Here is a 20327-nt window from a genome sequence, read left to right as displayed (position 1 = left end):
GAAAACGATTACGAAAGGGGCTGCGGGCATGTTCAATAGAAAGATGACAATTTCGGCAGCGGCAGCGGTGCTGCTGGCGGGAGCCGTAACGGGATGCACGTCGGGCAAAGAAGAAGGGAAACCGGAAGCGTCCGGAAACGGAACGAATCAAGGCGCCGCCAAAAAAATCGAAAAAGTATACGTATACGCCAACTTCGGCAATTTGGCCAGCAGCAACACGGTCAGCAAACCGGAAGCGTTGGAGGAAGTCAAAAAATACGTTATCGACAAGATCGGCATCGAAATCGTTCCGATCATTCCGCCTAAAGGCTCGGAAGCGGACAAATTGAACGTGCTGCTCAGTTCCAACGAGCCGCTTGATATTTTCGCAGGCTCTATGGCGACCCATCAGTCGAACGGAGCCGTTCAGCCGATCGGCGATCTGCTCGATAAATACGGAAGCAACATTAGGAAGTTGTGGCCGGCCGATTGGAAGACGTCCTGGGATGCGCTGACTACTTCGGACGGGAAAATTTGGGGGATTCCGACCGGTGCTCCGGTTGCGGGTAACGGCGTACTTTTGCGCGAAGACTGGCTGAAGAAGCTCAATCTGCAAATGCCGAAGACGATCGACGAATACGAGCAGGTGCTGAAGGCGTTCAAGGATCAAGACCCGGCCGGCTCCGGCCAGACGATTCCGCTTCTTACCGACCTCGCTTCCTTGAACGACGGCTTTGCCGCAGGCTTCATGGATATAGGCTACGGCAAGTGGGTCGACAAGGACGGTAAAGTGAAGCCGCCTCAGCTGCACCCTGGCTATCGCGACTTTGTCGCCAAAATGGCCGACTGGTACAAGAAAGGCTATATTTTCAAAGAGGCGTTCTCCTCCAACCGGACCCGCCAGATCGAGCTTGTGAAGCAAAATCGCGTCGCCTCCGGCGTCGTATGGAACACGACGATTACCGCCAACGAACATCTGCTTAGGCAAAACGTCCCGGAAGCAAAGTACGGCGTAGCCGCGGAGCTGAAAGGGCCGGCAGGCAACTTGACGACGCTGGGCGGGGTCAGCACGAGCGGGATCATGATCAACAAAAACGCCAAAAACCCGGAAGCGGCCGTCAAGCTGATCGACTGGGTGCAATCGGATATCAACAATTATTTCACGCTGTTCTTCGGCATCGAAGGAAAACACTGGAAGTATACGGATAAGGACAAAAAGATAATCGAAGGCTTGAATACCGACTACATGGGAGATTTGATACCGGGTCTTTCGTTCGCCTATACGGTGCAATACGAGAAAAACGATCCTGCGTTCACTCCGCAATTCGACTTTATCCGGAATTACATTACGAAAATGGACCGGGTGAAAAAGACCGCCCTGGCCGATTCGGAATTTATGTTCGATACGAAGACGATCACCGAGAAAGTGCCGACATCCGGAGACATTACCCGCATGATCGAACAGGAAACGATCAAGTTCATTACCGGAGCAAGGCCGATCGGCGAGTATGACAAATTCGTCGAAGAGCTTACCAAGGCCGGGCTTGACAAGTGGATCGATGCCTATACGGCGGAATACAACAGGGTAAAAGGCAAATAACGCCGGTAAGCGGAGGAAGCGCTTCGGCCGGCGGCGCTCCTCCAAGCTTAAGCCGGGCCGGTCTTGACGGGAGGAAACGGAGATGGTCAGCCATTGAATGCAAAGACGTTGCGATTGATCCAGAAGCATAAGCTGCATTATGCGCTTGTCATTCCGGGTATGTTGTATTTTCTTATTTTTCATTACGGTCCGATGTACGGCGTCATCATTGCGTTCAAGCAGGTAGCGCCGTTCGACGGCTTGAAGGGTATTTTTACGGCGGATTGGGTTGGGCTGAAGCATTTTCGCGATTTCGCTGCTTCCTATTACTTCTGGGACATTATGGGGAACACGCTGACGATCAGCTTTTATCGGATTATATTCGGTTTTCCGGCGCCGATTTTGCTCGCTCTGCTCATCAACGAGGTTCGGCATGCAGGCTTTAAACGGATCGTGCAGACGATCTCGTATTTGCCCCATTTTTTGTCGATGGTCATCGTCGCCGGCTTGCTGACCGCTTTGCTGAGCGCGGATGACGGCTTTATCAAAGGGCTGCTCCAGCAGCTCGGCGTCGAGCCGATTCCTTTTTTGACCGATTCGGCGTATTTCCGCCCGGTGCTTGTCGTTTCGGGCATCTGGAAGGAAGTCGGCTGGAGCACGATCATTTATTTGGCGGCTATCGCCGGCGTCGATCAGCAGCTGTACGAGGCGGCGAAAGTCGACGGTGCGGGGCGCATCAAGCAAATATGGCATATTACGCTCCCCGGAATCAGCCATATCGCGATCATTCTGCTCATTTTATCGATAGGCCATATTATGGACGCCGGCTTCGAGCAAGTGTTTCTGCTTTATTCACCGCCGGTATACGAGGTCGCCGATATTATCGACACGTACGTATATAGAAAAGGACTCGTCGAGGTCAACTATTCGTTCGCTTCCGCGGTCGGTTTGTTCAAATCGGTCATCGCGTTCGTCCTTGTCATAGGCACGAATTATTTGGCCAAAAAATTCGGACAGGAGGGGATCTGGTAGCATGAAGGCGAAAACGGGCCGCATCCGTCCAAGCGGCGGCGAAGCGGCATTTCAAGCGTTCAACTATGCGTTCCTTGTCCTGTTGTCGCTGGCATTCATCGTTCCTTTTGCGGCGATCGTCTCCACGTCGTTCGTCGGGGAAAACGAGCTGATCCGGAGGGGAAATTTCATTCTGATCCCCGAGCAGCTCGATTTTAGCGCCTATAAGGTGCTGCTGTCGGAAGGCTCGATGCTGTATCACGCCTATGGGATTACGATCTTGAGGGTTGTCGTCGGCACGGCGCTCAACCTGCTGTTTACGTCGATGCTCGCATACGGCTTATCCAGAAAAGACATGCCGGGACGAAACGCGTTCATTACGGTCGTGTTCATTACGATGCTGTTCGGCGGCGGTTTGATTCCGACTTATTTGCTGCTCAAGTTTTTGCATTTGACCGATACGTTTTGGGTCATGATCGTGCCTGGACTCATCAGCGCATGGAACCTGCTGATCATGAAAAACTTTTTCGCGCAAATTCCGGAAAGCTTGATCGAATCGGCGACGATCGACGGAGCGAAGCCGCTGACCGTTCTCACGCGCGTCGTCTTTCCGCTCAGTCTGCCCACGTTCGCGACGATCGGGTTATTTTACGCCGTCGGGCATTGGAATGCCTGGTTCGACGCCACCATTTACATCAACGATTCGAATCTGATGCCGGTGCAGGTGCTGCTGAGGCGGATCGTGCTGTCATTCTCCAGCCAGGATCTCGATGCGGAGATGCTGAACGGCGTAGCCAATAAGCCGACGGCGCAAAGCTTGCGCGGGGCGATGATCGTGGTGACGACGCTGCCGATTTTGTTCGTATATCCGTTTCTGCAGAAGCATTTTGTGAAAGGTGTGCTGACCGGCTCGATCAAGGGCTAAATTTATCTGGGGATAAATTGATCAAGGACTAATCTAACGAGGGAGTGGAGAGTAAATGGAGCAATTAGGAACGATCGTACTGGATTTGCGTCCCGGACCGGGAAATCCGAGAAACAGCGAAGGGGCGTTCCTCGACTTGAACGACGGCAGGCTGATGTTCGCTTACAGCCGCTTTACCGGCGATTCCGCGGACGATTTTGCGAAAGCGTGCATTGCGGTGCGCTACTCCTCCGACGGAGGCGATTCTTGGACGGACGACGCCGTCATCGCGCAGCCGGAAGATCATGACGCCCTCAATATTATGAGCGTATCGCTGCTGCGGATGCGGAATGGGGATATCGGGCTGTTTTATTTGCTGCGCTACGGCTGGCAGGATATGCGGCTGCATGTGCGGCGCTCGTCCGACGACGGCGCGACATGGGGCGAGCCTGTATGCTGCGTGCCTGCAATGGGGTATTACGTGACGAACAACGACAGAGTAGTCCGGCTTTCGTCCGGCAGACTGGTCGTCCCCGCGGGTTATCACCGGATGAAGACGAGCGATACCGAATGGGGAAAATTCGACGGCCGAGCGGTTACGTTTTTTTTCCTGTCCGACGACGACGGCGCAACATGGCGCGAAGCGAGAAATTTCGTTTCGATCGGTTCGCCGAATTCGCGCAGCGACATGCAGGAGCCGGGCTTGATCGAGCTTACGGACGACACGCTCTGGGGCTGGGCGCGCACCGATCTCGGCTGCCAGTACGAGACGTTCTCGCATGACGGAGGCGAATCGTGGAGCGCGCCGATGCCGTCGGCTTTCACATCGCCTTGCTCGCCGCTGTCCATGAAGCGCAATCCTCATAACGGCGATCTGCTGGCCGTATGGAATCCGATACCGGCCTATAATACGCGCAAGCTGGAGAAGCATAGCTGGGGCCGGACGCCGCTGATCGGAGCGGTCAGCAAAGACGAAGGACGTACGTGGAGCGGCCACTTTGCGGTCGAGCGGGAAGAGGACGGCAACGGCTGCTGTTACGTCGCCATCCATTTTACCGGAAACGCCGTGCTGCTTGCTTATTGTGCGGGAGAGGCGGAGGACGGCATTTGCCTGACGCGGCTTAAGGTGCGCAAAATTGCGCTGTCCGAGCTGCAGGGCTGATCATTGAGTCAGCCGCGGTCATTGCTTCGAAACACCGCGCGTGATGCAAAAATAAACCGGCATGGCCAAGAGCTGTGCCGGTTTATTTTGTGCGTTTACCGGAAGGCATATCGCGAGCGGCTCTAAACTTCGGTAATGATCATATTAACCGAAAAGCAAGCCGGTTCTTTAAAGGACTGCGAAGCCGTTCGTTTATCTTTATCTGCCTTTGAGGCTCCATATATGCTGGAGTCCGAAATCGCCTACTTGCAGCAAGGAATCGAGGTTCGTCTTACGCTGGAGTCCGATTTTGCCTGCTTGGGGAACGGATTCACCGGTGTGCCGAGCAAAATACATGCTGCAAGTAGGCATTTTCGGACTATAGGATAGGAAAGGAAGACGTACTCGATTCCAAATGGGCAAAATCTGACTATAACGTATGCAAGAGACGAGCGCGGAGAGGCAAGGCAAGCAGGGGCAAGCAGGATTTGGAGCAAGCAGGTAGGGATGCCAGTTGGAGGATCGGTAAATGTCAATGAAGAAAGCACTGAAGGCTAACAAGAGGTAATGGGTATTCCCACACCATCGAACTAACATATAAGGAACGGCAGGCCGCCGCAAGGCGGTTTTCACAATAGCCAGAAAGTATTTCTCCGCTGTTTGTTCTAGTTCCAGGTAGTCGTACCGCCTTTCTAAAGGACGGCGATTGTTTATCCTTGGTATAGGATCCCGAAATCGGAAGAAACTAACGGTTGGAAGGAGGGGTAATATGGAAAGCACGGGCGATTTTGTGAAGAAAGTACAAGATACACAGCAAAAAGACGAGAAAAACAGACAACGCCAGGGAGGCGGCCAAATGCAGCGCAAGCTTCCGGGCAAGCAGCACAGCTACGATAAGTAAATCGAACCATCATGCCGGCTGTTCGTTCTTTATGGTACTGTAGCCATGGGACGATCGGTCGGTTTTTTTGCTTGGAACATTATGGTATAATCCACAAGTGTTCGGAAAGGAAGGAGAGGGATTTATGTTTAAGAGAAAGAGAATGGCAAAGCTAGTTATGACAGCACTGCTGGGAGGAAGCCTGCTCGCATTATCGGCATGCGGTCAAAAAGGAACGGAAACGGGGGCACAGCCACCCGCATCGGCAAGTCCCGGCGCGGCATCCGTGTCGCCTTCAGCGGCAGCCTCGGCTTCGCCGAGCGCCAAACCGTCGCAGGCTCCGGAAGCGAAGGGAGCGGCAGCGATTTATGCGAAATCGATCGAAGGAGCGGCTAAGCTGGAAAGCTTCTCGGTCAGCATGAATATTAAGCAAAATATCGAGCAGGGCGGCAACAAGACGGATATGACATCGAAGCTGGATATGGATGTCGTGATGAAGCCCGAGCAAACGTTCAAGCAAGTGATGAGCACGAACATGATGGGACAAGACATCAAAATGGAAATGTATTTTGTAAAGGACGGCTTTTTCATGAAGGACATGACTTCGGGAACATGGATGAAACTGCCGCAGGAGCAAATGAACGCAGCACTGCAGGGAGCATCGGAGGAGCAGCTCGATCCGTCTAAGCAGCTGGATAAATTGAAGGCTTTCACCGATGACATGGAGTTGACCGAAAGCGGAGACGCCTATACGATCAAGCTGAATGCATCGGGTGATAAATTCAACGATTTTATTAAGAATGAGCTGAAGAACTCAGGAAACGCCGAGCAAATGGACGCGTTAGTCGGCGCGATGTCCGGCATGAAAGTAAACAAAATGGCTTATACGTTTACGATCGACAAAAAGAACTATTTCCCTAAAGCGATGACTGTCGATATGGATATGGAAATGGACATCCAAGGGCAGAAAATAAGCATGGTGCAATCGATAGACGGCACTTATTCCAACTATAACAGCGTGAAAGAAATCGTCGTGCCGAAGGAAGCGCTGGAGAGCGCAAAATCGGTGCAATAGAAAATGAGTAAGAGGGTCTTTCGGCAAACTGCCGGAAGGCCCTCTTTGTCGTTCTGTTAGTTTTTTCGCACCGCGAGCATCTGCGGGCATGCAATTAATTTTTTATAACAACCGTTCGCTTCCGCAATCCTCGGCGCGCGGTGATCGTTGCATGACGGCGGTCGGCCGACCGTTTATGCGGCCGCTGAGACCATCACGCATGTTGAGCGGGCTATCGAAGCGTTATTTCACAGCTGCCGCTTCGAGATCCTTCACGCCTTGGTAAATCAAGCCGAACAGTTCATCGATGTTCGCTTCCTCAATACAGGAGAACGCTACGCGCAGGTCCGTTTCGCCAAGGGCGATCGTGCCGACGCCGTATTCGTTAAGCAGGTGAGTGCGCAAAGCTTCCGCTTGGACGGTTTTGAGCTTCAGACACATGAAGTAGCCGGAATTGAACGGGTAGTATTCCCATACGCCGCCGAAATCGCCGTTGTCGAGGAGCTGCTTCACCCGGTTCGCGCGGCCTTTCATAATCGCATATTTCTCTTGCTTCTGCGCTTCGAAATCCGGCGAATTCAGCGCGTGCAGGACGAATGTTTGCGACGGGTGCGGCCCGCTCGAAATGGTGGCGCGAATAATGCCGAGCGTTTTCTGCTCCAGCGCGGCAAGCTGCGCTTCGCTGCTGCCGGCGTATGTAATAAAGCCGACGCGGAAGCCCCAAACGTATTCTTCCTTCGTAGCGCCGTCAACTTTGACGGGCAGTACACGGGGACCGATGTCGGCCAAGTGGCCGAACAGCGATTCATGCAGCGAATCCTCGAAGAAGAGAGCGAAGTAGGCGTCATCGGTGACGGCTACGATGTTGATGCCCGCATCCGCACCCGCTTTGATCGCGGCGACGATTTCTTTGCCTTCCTCGACGCCTGGCGTATATCCGGTAGGGTTGTTCGGGAAATTGAGCACGACGATCGCTTTTCCCTTCTCCTTCTGAGCCAGAATGGCTTGCTTCAAGCCTTCCGAATTGAACTTGCCTTCCGCGTTATAGAGCGGGTAGTTTACGATAACCGCGCCGCGGCGGACGCCGAAGGTCAGCTCGTAGTTTTCCCAGTTTTTGTCCGGAATAATGACGCTGTCGTTCACGTCGGCGAACAAATCGGCGACGATGCTGAGGCCGTGGGTCAATGCGTTCGTAACGACCGGGTTGCCGAACGTTTTGCCTGCGAGCGACGGGTTTTCTTCCAGCATTTTTTTGCGCCATGCGGTACGAAGCTCAGGCTTGCCCGCAGGAGGAGCGTATTCGTAAATGTCTTTCGGATTATAAGCCGACAGCGTGTCTTGAATGACCTTCAAGTGCATCGGCTGGCCGTTCTCAAGCGCAGTGCCGATCGTGGCGTTGTATTTTTTCGCTTTGGCCTTCGCTTCCGCCGATTGGCTCAGGATACCTTCCTTCGGAAAGTAGATTTGCTTGCCGAGGGAAGAGAGCATAGCGTAGACATGCGGATTTTCGCGTTCGAGCGTTTCGTTTAATTGCCTTGCGAGTGGATTCATTACGGTCCTTCCTTCCGTGAACATGCGCGTCGTTTTTCCCTGCGTTGGACGCAGCCGTCCGTCAGGCAGGGTTATCAAGATTATAACATTTAAGCCTCTGCGCGTCACTTCCGAACCGGCAAAAAACGGCAAGGACGCCGCGGCCGTTCAAGGGCCTGAGAGGGGGGACAAGGTTGGCGCTTCTGCTGAGATAAAACGGCAATAAAGTGCAATTAAGTTACAAAATTGCGGCGCAACATCAAAGCGACGTGTCAGCAACAAAGTGCTGTTCAGTTATAGAAGTGCGGTGTTAACATCAAAGCGACTTGTCAGCAACAAAGTACAGTTCAGTTACAAAAGCGCCGTCAACATCAAAGCGACGTTTCAGCATCGAAGCGCGGCGTCAGCAACAAAGTGCAGCAGTAGCTTCCCAAATACCGGCAGGCGCGATTTCGGCTTAGCATGACGGTTATTTTCGAAAATAGGCAAAGCGCAAGTTGACAAAAAGACGTTTAACTTGTATGGTTAGTTACATAAGTAATTAACCAGTTTGGTGGTGAAGGCATGGGGTTGCAAATGGACGATAGCCGGCCGATTTTCGTACAAATTGCCGAGCGTATCGAAGACGACATCATCGGAGGAGGATTGCCGGAAGAATCGCAGGTTCCTTCAACGAATCAGTTCGCCGCCTTCTACCAGATCAATCCGGCGACGGCTGCGAAAGGCGTGAATTTGCTCGTGGATCAACAAATTTTGTACAAAAAGCGGGGGATCGGCATGTTTGTGGCGGCGGGTGCACGCGCGATTCTGATGGAAAAGCGGAAGGAACAGTTTTACGAGCAATATGTCGTAACGATGATGCGCGAAGCGGAAAAATTGGGCATTACGGCCGATCAGCTTAGCGATATGATCCGGAGAGGGGCTGACAAACGATGAATCGAATTGTCGAAGTGCGGGGATTGACGAAGCGCTACGGAAACGTCACGGCAGTGGAGGATATCAGCTTCGCCCTGGAAGCGGACAAAATTTACGGTCTGCTAGGACGAAACGGAGCCGGCAAAACGACGATCATGCATATGATAACGGCGCAGCTTTTTGCAACGAGCGGGGAAATCAGCGTGTTCGGCGAAGCGCCGTACGAGAACAACCGTGTCCTTAGTCAAATTTGTTTCATTAAAGAGAGCCAGAAGTATCCGGATACGTATCGCATCGTCGACGTGCTGGAGCTGTCGGCCGTTATTTTTCCTAATTGGGACCGCGAGTTCGCTTATTCGCTTGTTAAAGATTTTCAGCTTCCGCTTAAGCGGCGAATGAAGAAGCTGTCGAGAGGGATGCTTTCCGCAGTCGGCATTACGGTCGGTCTCGCGAGCCGCGCCCCGCTTACGATTTTCGACGAGCCTTATTTGGGACTGGATGCCGTGGCGAGAGGGCTTTTTTACGATCACTTGCTTAGAGATTATGGTATGTATCCAAGGACGGTCATATTATCGACGCATCTAATTGACGAGGTCAGCAAAATGCTGGAGCATGTGATCGTCATCGATAAAGGGAGAAAGCTGCTCGACGAAAATACCGATTCGCTTCGCGGCAAGGCGTTCACCGTCGTCGGACCGGCAGCGAAAGTCGAGGCATTCGCTTCAGGCAAACAGACGATTCACCGCGAGTCGTTCGGAGGTTTGGTTTCGGTTACCGTGCTGGGAAATCTGGAGGCGGGAGAACGCAAACAGGCGGAGGCCGCCGGTCTGGAGCTCGCGCCGGTATCGCTGCAGCAGCTGATCGTTCATTTAACGAACGGAAAATCGGATACAAGAACGGAGGATGCGGTATGAACCGGACCGGCAGCGTTCTGAAATTGCATTTGAGAGACAAATTTATGTGGCTATACTTGCCTTGGATCATTTTATCGTCAAGCTTTATCGTGAACATCGTTATCGGCTCAATGGTCGATGAAACGATCTATTCCGGCGGCCTCTCGTCCATCTTCATCTTTATGCTGGTGGCGGGGACAATCGTGCTGTCGCAAACCTTTCCTTTCGCAATCGGATTCAGCATCCGGAGAACGGATTTTTATACGGGCACGTTAGTTATGGCAGGATTGATCGGCGCATTGACTTCTATTTTATTGCTTATTTTGGGAGCGATCGAGAGCGCAACGAACGGCTGGGGCGGCAATCTTCGCTTTTTTACCCTCCCTTATTTAAACGACGGCACGCTAATCGAGCAGTTTATCATTTTCTTCATTTTGCTGGTCCATATGTTTATGCTAGGTTTTGCGATTGCAAGCATTCACAGGAGGTACGGTCGCACGGGCATGTTCGCTTTTTTCATAATCTCTTTCTTGGTCATATCCATCGCTTCGTTTCTTCTCACTTATAATTCCTGGTGGCTTGATATGTTCGAGTGGTTCGGCCGGCATACGGCTTTTGAGCTGGCCTTATGGATGGCTCTGCCGATAGTCGTTTACATGCTTGTGTCATACGGCTTGCTGCGCAGGTCTTCGGTTAATTAGTCCGCTTGAGGCATAAGCAATTCCGTCTCGGCAAACGTGAAAGAACCTATCCGTTAGGTGCGGATGGGTTCTTCACATATAAGTGCAGGCGTGTGGCAGGGCGCCGCGAATAATCGCGCAGCTTGCCGGTTTATGCAGGTTTGGCGCTGTTTTTGCGGGCGGCGGTAGTCCGATCGGTTCATTGAAATGCGAATTCGAAAACGGTATGATTAACCTAATGTTTTCCAGATTCGGACAAGCTTGAAAACGGAATAACGGAGGTTACGGGCGATGATTCGCAACGAAAACCGGCTGCAGCCGACATGGCGTGCAAACAGGATATGGTATCCGGCGGTTCTTTTGCTGCTCGCCGCCATTTCTTTTATCGGCACGATCTACTTGTTTCAGAAAAAGCCGGAGCCGCGCAAGCCGGTCGATTACCGCTACGCGAAAGTTAAGGCGCCGAACGGCGTACAACTGCATCTCATCCGCACTTTGCCCCGCAATATCGACCTGAAGGCGATAACGTCTAATGTGACGGACACGGGTGAATACGGCATTAATGGCGGTTTTTTTTGGGAAGGAAGCCTGCTCAGCATCGCAGTAGTCAATGACAAACCGCTCAAAGGAGCGGCCGGCGATTATGGCAGCGGCTGGTACAATATCGACAACAGCAAGGGCACGCTCGTATGGGACGAAGCGGCCGGAACGTTTTCGGTTCAGGTGGCGGAGGATCCGGACGGCTTGACGGTAACCGATCGAAGCCGGTATTGGGCGCAGGGCGGCATCAGCATGAAGCTTGGCGACGATGCGGGATGGTATGCGCAGGCGCTCGAGGAAGGGCTGCCTGCGATCGACGAGAAGCGGATGCGATCAGGGCTTGTCTACGACCGGGACGGCTACCTGTGGATGATCGTCACGCCGACGAAAAGCACGGGCGAGCAGTTCCGCACCGCCGTCAAAGAAACGCTCGTTAACGCGCAACCGGTCGACGGCGTTTTCCTCGACGGCGACGGCTCGTCCCAGTTGAAGGTTGCCGAAGCCTCGCTTCCCGGGGACCGCCGCGAAGTGTATCAAATGCTGGCAATCGTGAATAGAAGCGAGGACTTTCCGGGGAAGGCAGCGCTGCCGTAGGGCGATCGTCGATCTACTCTACGCGTGAAGAAACGGCGCCAACTGGAAAACATGCAGCTATTTTCAGTAACCAGGCGAGAAATAGACATTTAGCGGGAAAACATACAGCTAATTTTAGGGATATCTGCGTATTTGGGGAAATTCGATAAAAATAACGGTATGATTTCCATTAAGATATCTAAAACAGGTGAATTGGTGAAAATTAACTGTTGTTTTTCCATTTCGCTTCGTCAATTGAAAGATTGCCAGCGGCGATCACCCGCTAGTTATTTTTATCACTGTGCGCAGGGCAATATTTCCGCATCATTTTCGCCGTTTCCTCGTCGTCGGGACGATTGCGTTCGCAAAGCTTTTCCATCACATCGACACGCTTCTGTTCCTCCCAGTTCTGCCCGAATTTAAATTTGGCGGTCAGCTCGCGGATCGTAATCCGTACGACGGAAACGGCTTTTAACTCCGGCAAATAGGCGGGATCGTCAGGCGAGATGAGGGCATAACCGCCTTCCGGCTGCAGTTTACGCATTAACGCGGTGAGCGCCTCGGCCTTTTCTTGCAAGCTTTTGACGAGCTCCGCCTCGCCGCGGATATGGACGGATTTGAAAAAAGCGGTAGCCGGGCATGCCATAGCCGGATCGCTGTAGTAGGACGGGATGATGGCGAACTCTTTGGCAACGGCGAAGGAAACGTTTTTGCCGGCGGCGATTTCCTTCATTTTTTCCCCGCGGTACGATCCGTGAAAGTATACATGTCCGTTCGCGTATGCATAGTTCAACGGCGTAATATGGGGAAATCCGTCCTCTCCCGTAGTTGCAAGGAATCCGAACGACATCCCGCTAAGAAATTCATCGATTTCCGCTTGCTCTTCTATGGAAAACTCTCCTCTTCTCATATGCGAATAACCTCCAAATGTTTTTATCCATCATATAATGAGTGATGGTATAGAAAAAGATCCATTTTTGGTTAGTTTTATTGGTCCATTTTCATGGTGCTAGGCAAAAGATATGACCCCCGAAAATGCCGTATGGCGCTGCGGGGGTATTTATTGTCGACTGAAAATGGACGGCATGATGCCCCAAACTTGCGATGCGGCACTTCAGGAAGATGGTTAACCATATGCGGCGCAGTCGTTCTCGGCGTTCAGTGCGGCATTGAAAGATGCCCATAGTGTAAATGTTGAGGAATACGGCGCAGCTGCATGCCTTGCTTCCTAACTGTTCTGGATGTAACTTCGAGGTTAGTGATATGATAGCAATTATAAATTGGCTCGGAAATTAGATTGCTTATGATCCATATTTATAGACCATTTAAAGGTGGGCGGACTTATGCAAATTCCGTTCGAAACGTATAAAGAGCGGTACGGCACGAAATATTTGGCGTTGTTCCATGCGATCAAGGACGCCATCGCGGCAGGCTCCCTGCCGGACGGCCACAAGCTGCCGTCTAGCCGGGAGCTCGCCGCGTCGTATCGCTTGTCGCGCGGCACGGTTAACCAGGTTTACGAGATGCTGGCTGCGGAAGGTTATGTATCGGCAGGCGTAGGCAGCGGGACTTATGTAACGTTCAACAGCGGGGGCGATGCCGCGCCGCGGGGAGGCGTTCCTCTGCGGTTGTCCGCATGGGGCAGACGCGTAGATGCGCAGCCGCTGCTGTCGGCCGGTGGCCGCAGGACGGAGGAGCGTACAGGAGGAGAAGGTTCCGAACCGACAAAGTACACAAACGACGGGAGCGCCGAATGGGATGCTGCGGAGCGCAGCATTAGCGAAGGTGCGGAACAGGGGACGGCGGGGCTCGCAGAGAGCGAGGCCGCTCGGACGGGAGCGCCGATGCTTGCCGGCCCCCGTCCCGGCGGGCCGGGGCAGGCACCGCGAGCCTCGGCTGAAGCTCGCGCGGCCATGATCTCGTTCGAGAGCGGCACGCCCGATATGCGCCTTTTTCCGGCGGCGGCATGGAAACGCTGCCTGTACGCCGAAGCGCGCGAGCTGCTCGCGGAGCCTCGCGAGGAACCGTTCGCCTCGCTCGGGCATGGTCCGCTGCGCGAGGCGATCGCGCGTTATTTGCGCCGGGAGCGCGGCATCGCGGCGGAGGCCGGCGACGTGGCCGTGACGAGCGGCTCGATGCAGGCGCTTGCGCTGCTGATCCAGCTGCTCGTAGAGCCCGGCGACGCCGTCGTCGTGGAGAATCCCGGCTATCGAGGGATTCGCCGCGCGATCGACGCTGCCGGCGGGCGCCTCTTGCCGGTCCGCGTGGACAGCCACGGCATCGAAGTAAGCCGCTGGGACGCGCGGCTTGCCTTCGTGACGCCGAGCCGCCACTTTCCGACCGGCGCCGTGCTCTCGCTGGAGCGGCGGCAGCAGCTGCTGCAGTGGGCGGAGGAACGCGGCGCGATCGTCGTCGAGGACGACTACGACAGCGAGTTCCGCCACCACGGCAGGCCGCTCGAGCCGCTTAAGGCGCTCGACCGCGACGGCCGCGTCGTTTACATCGGCACCTTCACGAAGACAATGGTGCCGAATTTGCGGCTCGGCTATGCCGTCCTGCCGCCGGGTCTGCTGGTGCCTTTCGCCAAGGCGAAGCAGCTGTTCGAGCCGCACCCGGCTTCTCTGCTCGAGCAGCGTGCATTGGCGGCATTCATGAACAGCGGCCAATACGAGCGTCATCTGCGCAGAATGAAGCGGGTGTACAGCCGCAAATATGCGCTGCTTGAGACGCTGCTCCGCGAAAAGCTCGGCGGCCTGTTCGACATCGAGCCGACCGATGCGGGCTTGCACCTATTTGCTTGGTGGAAGGGATCCGCTGAACGATTGCGGAGTTATTTGGCGGCTTGTGAACGAAACGGCGTACAGCTGTTCGAGGGGACTGCCAGCTATGCCGGCGATCCGCGGCTTTGCGCGGTTTTCGGTTTTTCCCACCTGTCCGAGCATGAGATTAGGGAAGCCGTGGCAAGGATGGCGAAAACCGCCGAGGGCGTTACTTCCACAAGTTGCTACTAAACAAAACTGTTCCCGATGTCGAAATATCTCTTAGAAGAGTATGTAGGGGGACAGCGAATGAGAAATAGGAGCCTGGTGTTTAAATCATCCGTTTTTTTAGCGATCATGATCGTGGCGTTATCTACCATCTTTGTGTGGGTTTCCACAACGCGCGAGAAAGACAAGTATTACGATTACATGGAGCAGCTGCAAACGGCTCTGCACGCGCAAATCGATTTGGGAACCGATACGCTTGAGGCGGCCAAAGGCAAACTGGACCAGCAGCCGGCCCAGTTTATGGAGGATCAATCCAACCGGTGGATAGCGGAACAGCTTGAGGCTATGACCAAGAACGATATGATTTCGAACAGCTATATTATGGCTCCTGAAGTGTATACGAAAGACGGCAAGCCCCACTTGAAAATGCTTTACGTCAACAAGGCGCTGGAGCAGAGCGGAGTCGGACCGCTTTCGGATTACGAGCTTCCTCCGATTTTTCAAAAAGCCTATGAAGAAGCGCTTAAGGACGGAATCGGCATTTCGGAGGAGTTCGAAGACCTGGGAGATACTTGGGTATCGATGGTCAGTCCGATCAAAAACGACAAGGGACAATTAATCGCGGTATTCGGCCTTGATTTCCATTACGGCAAAGTCAAAGCGGATTTGGACAAAAATACGAAAGAGTTCGCCATAATCGCCGTATGCGCGGAAATTCTTTTTATCGCCGTTATCGTCGTTATGCTTCGTTACACCCTCAGGCCGCTGCGCCGTTTGTCCGAGCTGTCGCTGATCGCGGCGCAAGGAGATTTAAGCGTTTCGGCGCCCGTTCATAATCAAGATGAAGTCGGCAGGCTGTCGGCCAATTTTAATACGATGATCGGCAATATCCGTAAGCTTGTTGAAAATATTAAAAATACGGCTGACGATGTCATGGAATCCTCGGAAAATTTGCGGATGAGCGCGGATCAAACCTCCAAGGCGACGAACGAGGTGGCGGCCTCGATCCAGGAAGTCGCCTCCGGCTCGGAGTCGCAGCTGAAGAGCGCGGAAGAGAGCAGGATAGCGATGAGCGAAATGGCGGCGGGAGTCGAGCGGATCGCGGACTCGTCTGCGGCGGTGTCCGAGCTTGCGTTGGAAGCTTCGCGTGATGCGGATAACGGCAATGAGGTCATTCAGCAAACCGTAGGTCAGATGAATAAAATCGATGAATCGGTAACAAAAACTTCCGCGCTCATGCATGAGCTGAACGAACGCTCCGTCGAAATCCGGCATATCGTCGACATTATCAGCGATATCGCCAATCAGACGAACTTGCTCGCGCTTAACGCATCGATCGAAGCGGCAAGGGCCGGCGAGCACGGCAAAGGTTTCGCTGTCGTCGCTCACGAGGTCCGCAAGCTGGCCGAGAAGTCGAAGGAATCGTCCGATCAAATCGCGGAGCTTCTTCAAGGTATCGGCATCGGCATGGACAGCGCCGTCAAAGCGATGGAGGAAGGCTCGAAGGAAGTGAAGACAGGAACGGAAATTGCGAGCCAAGCAGGCGTCGCCTTCCAAAAAATTGTCATATCGTTCCAGCACGTAACCGAGCAGGTGCAGGAGGTATCGGCGGCCGCGGAGCAAATGTCCGCAGGCAGCGAGGAAATTTCCGCTTCGCTGGAGGAGCTGTCGCGCATCGCGAGGAATGCCTCCGAAAGCTCGCAAAGCGTCGCCGCCTCCTCGGAGGAGCAGCTTGCAGCCGTCGAGGAAATCGCCGGATCGGCGACTACGCTCAGAGAGATGGCGGGCACGCTCCAGAAGGAAATCAACAAGTTCAAATTATGAACCGATATTAGGAAGCCTATGTCTTTCGTTCCGTATGCGAACCGATGACATGGGCTTCTTCGCAGGGGATAAACGAATATCTTAGGAGGACGCGTATTTGCCGAACCGGGACCGCGTGAAATATTAGCTGCGATTGTCTATAATGGAAATGGTAAGGAATCGAGTTGTGAAGGAGATTCGTACGTCATGCTGAACGTATCGCCAAGCGATTTTGTCGTAAAATCGGCATTTGCCAAAATTATGTGCGAGCCTGCCTGGAAATGGCAAAAACGCGAGAAGCCTTTGCAAAATTACGATTTATTTTATGTGTGGAGCGGGGAAGGCGAGGTTGTACGGAACGGAACCCCGTATGAGGTCAGGAGCGGCAGCTGTTTTTTGTTCCGGCCCGGGGATGAGACGACGGCAACGCATAACGCGCAGAAACCGCTTGTTCTTACCTACATCCATTTCGATATCCGTTCGGTGCCGCAAGAGGTGCCTAACCCATACAGAGTGCTCCCCGAGCAGGATGCCATCGAAATGGAGCGGCTGCTGACGCGTTATGTGCGGCTATTCTTAGGCAAAGCGTTTGCGGCCGAGGAGGAAGCGCAGCTCCTTTTGAAGCAGCTGATGATTCATTTGCTTCGTCATGATCGTACTGCATCGGACGAAATGGACTCGGACGGTTTAGCGCAGCCGTACCGGACGAAAAGGACCGGAGAAGGCAGCGTGCAGCAAAAGGAAGCGATCCGCGAGGTGGCCAACTACGTGCAGCTTCATGCCGGCAAGCCGCACAGGCTGGAGGATCTTGCGGCGCGCGCCAATTTGTCGCCGCGTTATTTTTCCGCCAAATTCAAGGAGCTGATCGGCGAATCGGTGCAGGACTACGTCATCCGGATGCGTCTGGAACGCGCGGAGCATCTGCTGCGTTACGCGGGCATGTCCGTGTCCGAGGTAGCGGGCGTGCTGGGTTATCGGGACGTCTTTTTTTTCAGCAGACAATTCAAGCAGCATACGGGCAAAAGTCCTTCCGAGCTTCGGTAAACGGACGGACGATGAAAAATAGGGTTACTTTTGTCCAAGTCGCAGAAAGTTATCCTCCGCCGATTGTTCGGCATTCCCGGTAAAGGCACCTGTTCTTTGCGTATGCTTTCGAAGCCTCTTCGGAAGCAATTGGGACGGCGTAACCATTTATCCTTGTATTTCGTGTTATCATTTCATCGATTTCCAATACGGACCAGTTCATATAACAGGGGTGTCTGTCGGATGGGGCGTTCTCGCTTTTTTTCATTGCGAATTCAAATTGTGCTGTTGCTTATCGTTCTGCTGGGTTTGCCGATGACGGTTATCGGTTACACCTACTATACCTCGATGATGAGCAGCTTGGAGACTATCGAAAGGGATCACGCTTACGACGCTTCCGCCGCGGCTCATAAGCTGACGGATAAAATCGGCAAAAGCCTGCTGGATTCCGTCATTACGAACGCGCATTGGGAAGATTTCTGGAATGCGGTTGAGCAGAAAGACTTGGTGTGGATCGAGAAAAACGTCAACGTCTCAAACAGCGTAATTCCAAACGTTCATTTTACGAGCACAATCGGTTTGGACGGAACCGTCATTACGCAAAGCGGAGACGTTCCCGAATTTACCGGAAAGCTGGCTTATCCGGAGATTCTGGAGCGCCTTGGCAAGGAAGACGTGTTTTCCGGATTTGTTCAAACGGCTCAAGGAATCGCGGTGCTCGGCGTGGCGAAAGTAACGGACGAGACGGAGAATGCGAAGCCCAACTCGCTCCTTGTATTCGGAAGATTTCCCGACAAAGAGGCGTTAGCGGATATTAAAGAAACGCTGCATGCCGACTTGGCACTGCTGCCGGCTAAGGGAGCGCCGCTTGGAACACGGGATGATGTTGAAAGCTTGCTGCGGGCGCATCTGGCCAAGGCGGAGAACGATTCGGAATATCGATATTTTCAGTCGCGATCGCTGAATGGAGAAAGGCTGGCGGAAGTCGTATCGCCGTTTCCCGACATCAACGGCAAACCGCTCGGCGTTATGTACGTGGGAAGCCCGTCGGATACCAGCGAGCGGGTATCGAACCAAATCGACAAGCTGAGTCTGATCGTCGGAGGCGTTCTGCTGCTGCTTGTTATTTTGCTGGCTGTTTTTTTTCAGCGGCGTGTGTTGTCGCCTTTGCTCCACTTTTCCGGCATAGTGGGGAAGATGGCCTCGGGCGATTTGACCGGTCATATTAACGAAGCGCAAGCGCGGCGAAATGATGAGATCGGGCTGATCGCCGTTTCCCTGCAAGCGATGATCCGGCAGTACAAATCGATCGTAGCGCAAATCCGCGAAACGACCGATCAGGTTGCGGCTTCAGCAGGCATGCTGGCGAACAGCGCGGACACAACAGCCCAAGGAAGCCAGCGGATCGTACTGGAGATGCAAGCGACTGCCGACGGAGCGGCTGAACAGACGTCGGGTGCCGAGCAAGGCGCGAGGTCGATGCAGGAATTGTCGAAGGGTATCTATCAGGTGTCCGAGCATTCGTCCCGCGTGGCCGACGTTTCGCGGCAGGCTGCAAAGGATGCCGAAGCCGGAAATGCGCTGCTTGGGGAGACGTGCAGGCAGATGGCCTCGATCGGTGAAGCGGTCGCGCACTCATCGAATGTAGTGAAGAGGCTGGCAGGGCATTCCGAGGAAATCGGATCGATCGTCGAGATGATTGCCAAAATCGCGGCGCAGACGAATATATTGGCATTAAATGCCAATATTGAAGCGGCTAGAGCGGGCGAGCACGGAAAAGGATTTGCGGTGGTCGCGGCCGAAGTGCGTAAGCTGGCCGGGCAATCGGAAGAAGCCGCCGGGCGAATCGAGGAGCTTGTCGCCAATATAAAGGCCGATACGGTTGACGCAATGGAGGCCATCGAGAAGGGAGCGCATGAGGCAAGCGACGGAGCGGCTAGCATTCGCCGGGCCGATGAAGCGTTTCAAACGATTTATGAAGCCGTATGCCGAATTTCCGCCGATATGCAGGATGTTTCCGCGGTATCCGAAGAGATGTCCGCCAGCTCCGAGCAGCTGACCGCCACCGTGGAAGAAACGGCGGCGATAGCCAAACGTTCCGCTGAACGCACGGACGAAATCGTTGCCATCACGGAAGACCAGCTTTCGGCAATGAAGGGCGTTTCCGAGTCGCTGGACTCGTTAAACCGGCTTGCACAGAACTTGAAGCAAGCGGTAACCGTATTCCGCATCGACGGGAAAGAGTAGGAGTGTTCCGGAGATGAAAGAATCCGGGGGTACGTAAACGCGACATCTTTTCGATATGAGGAAAATGATAAGGAAAAACGCACTGTTCGATCAGTGCGTTTTTTAGCGTATAAGGTTTTGTTCCCTATATTGCAAGCAGCGGTCGTTCCAGGAACGATAACCGCTTGAGGAGGAAGCTTTGATGAATTATCCGGGATCCTATTACACGAATAGTAGCCTTTCAACGCTTTAACTAGGGATTACGTTTCGTAGCATGACACCAGTTTACCAGGTAATGTCCGTTATCCGAATCCCTAGTTACGAAAGAAAAACACGGAATTCGCAATGGTTTATGCACGATCCATGCGATTAGTGGAGAAAACCTTATTGTTCATGAGGCTGTCCTCACTATTCTACCGGTAAAACGCTCCTTTTCGCCAAATAGTGAGGCAAACGCAACTATTCATTTCATTTGCCTCACTATTAGTTGCGTTTGCCTCATTATGCCGCCAAAACACGGGTTTTCGGCTAGAAACAATGAGGTTTGCCTCACTATTAGCATTCCTGTAGGTGCTAAGATTTCGGCTTTGAATAGTACGAGCACCCTCT

General features: G+C 53.5%; 17 protein-coding genes. 15 read left to right on the top strand and 2 right to left on the bottom strand.

The genetic code is table 11. From position 1 onward, the window contains the following. The first annotated feature begins 28 nt into the window (after window positions 1-28). The 7 genes from DQG23_RS39510 (at window position 29) to DQG23_RS39480 (ending at window position 6569) form a co-directional block, all read left to right on the top strand. Entirely contained in the window at window positions 29-1579 is a 1551-nt protein-coding gene (locus tag DQG23_RS39510) for an extracellular solute-binding protein (RefSeq protein WP_158560939.1), read from the top strand. 93 nt (window positions 1580-1672) lie between these two features. Further along, complete coding sequence (locus tag DQG23_RS39505) at window positions 1673-2590, top strand: ABC transporter permease (protein WP_238178242.1); 918 nt, start codon at window positions 1673-1675, stop codon at window positions 2588-2590. Between the two features lies 1 nt (window position 2591). After that, on the top strand, window positions 2592-3494 hold the full coding sequence (locus DQG23_RS39500; protein ID WP_113036565.1) for a carbohydrate ABC transporter permease: 903 nt from the start codon (window positions 2592-2594) through the stop codon (window positions 3492-3494). A 55-nt stretch (window positions 3495-3549) separates the two neighbouring features. Further along, a complete protein-coding gene (locus tag DQG23_RS39495) occupies window positions 3550-4635 on the top strand; it encodes a sialidase family protein (protein WP_113036564.1) in 1086 nt (361 codons plus the stop codon). A gap of 222 nt (window positions 4636-4857) precedes the next feature. Further along, window positions 4858-5004 carry a hypothetical protein gene (locus DQG23_RS42455; RefSeq protein ID WP_158560938.1) on the top strand — a complete coding sequence of 49 codons (147 nt, stop codon included), beginning with the start codon at window positions 4858-4860 and terminating at the stop codon, window positions 5002-5004. A gap of 379 nt (window positions 5005-5383) precedes the next feature. Beyond that, the gene (locus DQG23_RS39485) at window positions 5384-5515 is read left to right on the top strand and encodes a DUF4023 domain-containing protein (protein WP_113036562.1); all 132 of its coding nucleotides are present in this window, start codon (window positions 5384-5386) and stop codon (window positions 5513-5515) included. A gap of 124 nt (window positions 5516-5639) precedes the next feature. Next, entirely contained in the window at window positions 5640-6569 is a 930-nt protein-coding gene (locus DQG23_RS39480) for a DUF6612 family protein (protein WP_113036561.1), read from the top strand. 222 nt (window positions 6570-6791) lie between these two features. Here the strand turns inward: DQG23_RS39480 and DQG23_RS39475 are convergent, their stop codons facing one another. After that, on the bottom strand, window positions 6792-8099 hold the full coding sequence (locus DQG23_RS39475; protein WP_113036560.1) for an aminotransferase class I/II-fold pyridoxal phosphate-dependent enzyme: 1308 nt from the start codon (window positions 8097-8099) through the stop codon (window positions 6792-6794). A gap of 543 nt (window positions 8100-8642) precedes the next feature. Here DQG23_RS39475 and DQG23_RS39470 point away from each other — a divergent pair. The 4 genes from DQG23_RS39470 (at window position 8643) to DQG23_RS39455 (ending at window position 11700) form a co-directional block, all read left to right on the top strand. After that, on the top strand, window positions 8643-9014 hold the full coding sequence (locus DQG23_RS39470) for a GntR family transcriptional regulator (RefSeq protein WP_113036559.1): 372 nt from the start codon (window positions 8643-8645) through the stop codon (window positions 9012-9014). Then, the gene (locus DQG23_RS39465; protein WP_113036558.1) at window positions 9011-9907 is read left to right on the top strand and encodes an ABC transporter ATP-binding protein; all 897 of its coding nucleotides are present in this window, start codon (window positions 9011-9013) and stop codon (window positions 9905-9907) included. Before DQG23_RS39470 ends, DQG23_RS39465 begins: the two co-directional genes overlap by 4 nt. Then, window positions 9904-10587: a hypothetical protein gene (locus tag DQG23_RS39460; protein WP_113036557.1), complete on the top strand. Its 684-nt coding sequence runs from the start codon at window positions 9904-9906 to the stop codon at window positions 10585-10587. The genes DQG23_RS39465 and DQG23_RS39460 overlap by 4 nt, the downstream gene beginning before the upstream one ends. 270 nt (window positions 10588-10857) lie before the next feature. After that, window positions 10858-11700 carry a hypothetical protein gene (locus DQG23_RS39455; protein WP_113036556.1) on the top strand — a complete coding sequence of 281 codons (843 nt, stop codon included), beginning with the start codon at window positions 10858-10860 and terminating at the stop codon, window positions 11698-11700. Window positions 11701-11962: 262 nt separating this feature from the next. On the opposite strand, the gene DQG23_RS39450 is transcribed toward DQG23_RS39455, so the two are convergent. Further along, window positions 11963-12589 carry a pyridoxamine 5'-phosphate oxidase family protein gene (locus DQG23_RS39450; RefSeq protein WP_113036555.1) on the bottom strand — a complete coding sequence of 209 codons (627 nt, stop codon included), beginning with the start codon at window positions 12587-12589 and terminating at the stop codon, window positions 11963-11965. 433 nt (window positions 12590-13022) lie between these two features. Between DQG23_RS39450 and pdxR the strand changes: the two genes are divergently transcribed. From pdxR to DQG23_RS39430, 4 genes are all read left to right on the top strand, one after another. Continuing rightward, window positions 13023-14690: a MocR-like pyridoxine biosynthesis transcription factor PdxR gene (gene pdxR, locus DQG23_RS39445; RefSeq protein WP_113036554.1), complete on the top strand. Its 1668-nt coding sequence runs from the start codon at window positions 13023-13025 to the stop codon at window positions 14688-14690. Between the two features lie 57 nt (window positions 14691-14747). Next, complete coding sequence (locus DQG23_RS39440) at window positions 14748-16490, top strand: methyl-accepting chemotaxis protein (protein WP_158560937.1); 1743 nt, start codon at window positions 14748-14750, stop codon at window positions 16488-16490. Between the two features lie 186 nt (window positions 16491-16676). Next, window positions 16677-17513 carry a helix-turn-helix domain-containing protein gene (locus tag DQG23_RS39435; RefSeq protein WP_113036552.1) on the top strand — a complete coding sequence of 279 codons (837 nt, stop codon included), beginning with the start codon at window positions 16677-16679 and terminating at the stop codon, window positions 17511-17513. Window positions 17514-17735: 222 nt separating this feature from the next. Further along, the gene (locus DQG23_RS39430; protein WP_158560936.1) at window positions 17736-19739 is read left to right on the top strand and encodes a methyl-accepting chemotaxis protein; all 2004 of its coding nucleotides are present in this window, start codon (window positions 17736-17738) and stop codon (window positions 19737-19739) included. Window positions 19740-20327 lie beyond the last annotated feature (588 nt).

This window comes from Paenibacillus contaminans (genome assembly GCF_003285015.1).
In the GTDB taxonomy this organism is placed as follows: Bacteria; Bacillota; Bacilli; order Paenibacillales; family NBRC-103111; genus Paenibacillus_V; species Paenibacillus_V contaminans.
This window is presented reverse-complemented; position numbering and strand designations above follow the sequence as displayed.

Coding starts and splice junctions, on each gene's coding strand:
- DQG23_RS39510 (WP_158560939.1), top strand. CDS start 29: ATGTTCAATAGAAAGATGACAATTTCGGCAGCGGCAGCGGTGCTGCTG.
- DQG23_RS39500 (WP_113036565.1), top strand. CDS start 2,592: ATGAAGGCGAAAACGGGCCGCATCCGTCCAAGCGGCGGCGAAGCGGCA.
- DQG23_RS39495 (WP_113036564.1), top strand. CDS start 3,550: ATGGAGCAATTAGGAACGATCGTACTGGATTTGCGTCCCGGACCGGGA.
- DQG23_RS42455 (WP_158560938.1), top strand. CDS start 4,858: ATGCTGGAGTCCGAAATCGCCTACTTGCAGCAAGGAATCGAGGTTCGT.
- DQG23_RS39485 (WP_113036562.1), top strand. CDS start 5,384: ATGGAAAGCACGGGCGATTTTGTGAAGAAAGTACAAGATACACAGCAA.
- DQG23_RS39480 (WP_113036561.1), top strand. CDS start 5,640: ATGTTTAAGAGAAAGAGAATGGCAAAGCTAGTTATGACAGCACTGCTG.
- DQG23_RS39475 (WP_113036560.1), bottom strand. CDS start 8,099: ATGAATCCACTCGCAAGGCAATTAAACGAAACGCTCGAACGCGAAAAT.
- DQG23_RS39470 (WP_113036559.1), top strand. CDS start 8,643: ATGGGGTTGCAAATGGACGATAGCCGGCCGATTTTCGTACAAATTGCC.
- DQG23_RS39465 (WP_113036558.1), top strand. CDS start 9,011: ATGAATCGAATTGTCGAAGTGCGGGGATTGACGAAGCGCTACGGAAAC.
- DQG23_RS39460 (WP_113036557.1), top strand. CDS start 9,904: ATGAACCGGACCGGCAGCGTTCTGAAATTGCATTTGAGAGACAAATTT.
- DQG23_RS39455 (WP_113036556.1), top strand. CDS start 10,858: ATGATTCGCAACGAAAACCGGCTGCAGCCGACATGGCGTGCAAACAGG.
- DQG23_RS39450 (WP_113036555.1), bottom strand. CDS start 12,589: ATGAGAAGAGGAGAGTTTTCCATAGAAGAGCAAGCGGAAATCGATGAA.
- pdxR (WP_113036554.1), top strand. CDS start 13,023: ATGCAAATTCCGTTCGAAACGTATAAAGAGCGGTACGGCACGAAATAT.
- DQG23_RS39440 (WP_158560937.1), top strand. CDS start 14,748: ATGAGAAATAGGAGCCTGGTGTTTAAATCATCCGTTTTTTTAGCGATC.
- DQG23_RS39435 (WP_113036552.1), top strand. CDS start 16,677: ATGCTGAACGTATCGCCAAGCGATTTTGTCGTAAAATCGGCATTTGCC.
- DQG23_RS39430 (WP_158560936.1), top strand. CDS start 17,736: ATGGGGCGTTCTCGCTTTTTTTCATTGCGAATTCAAATTGTGCTGTTG.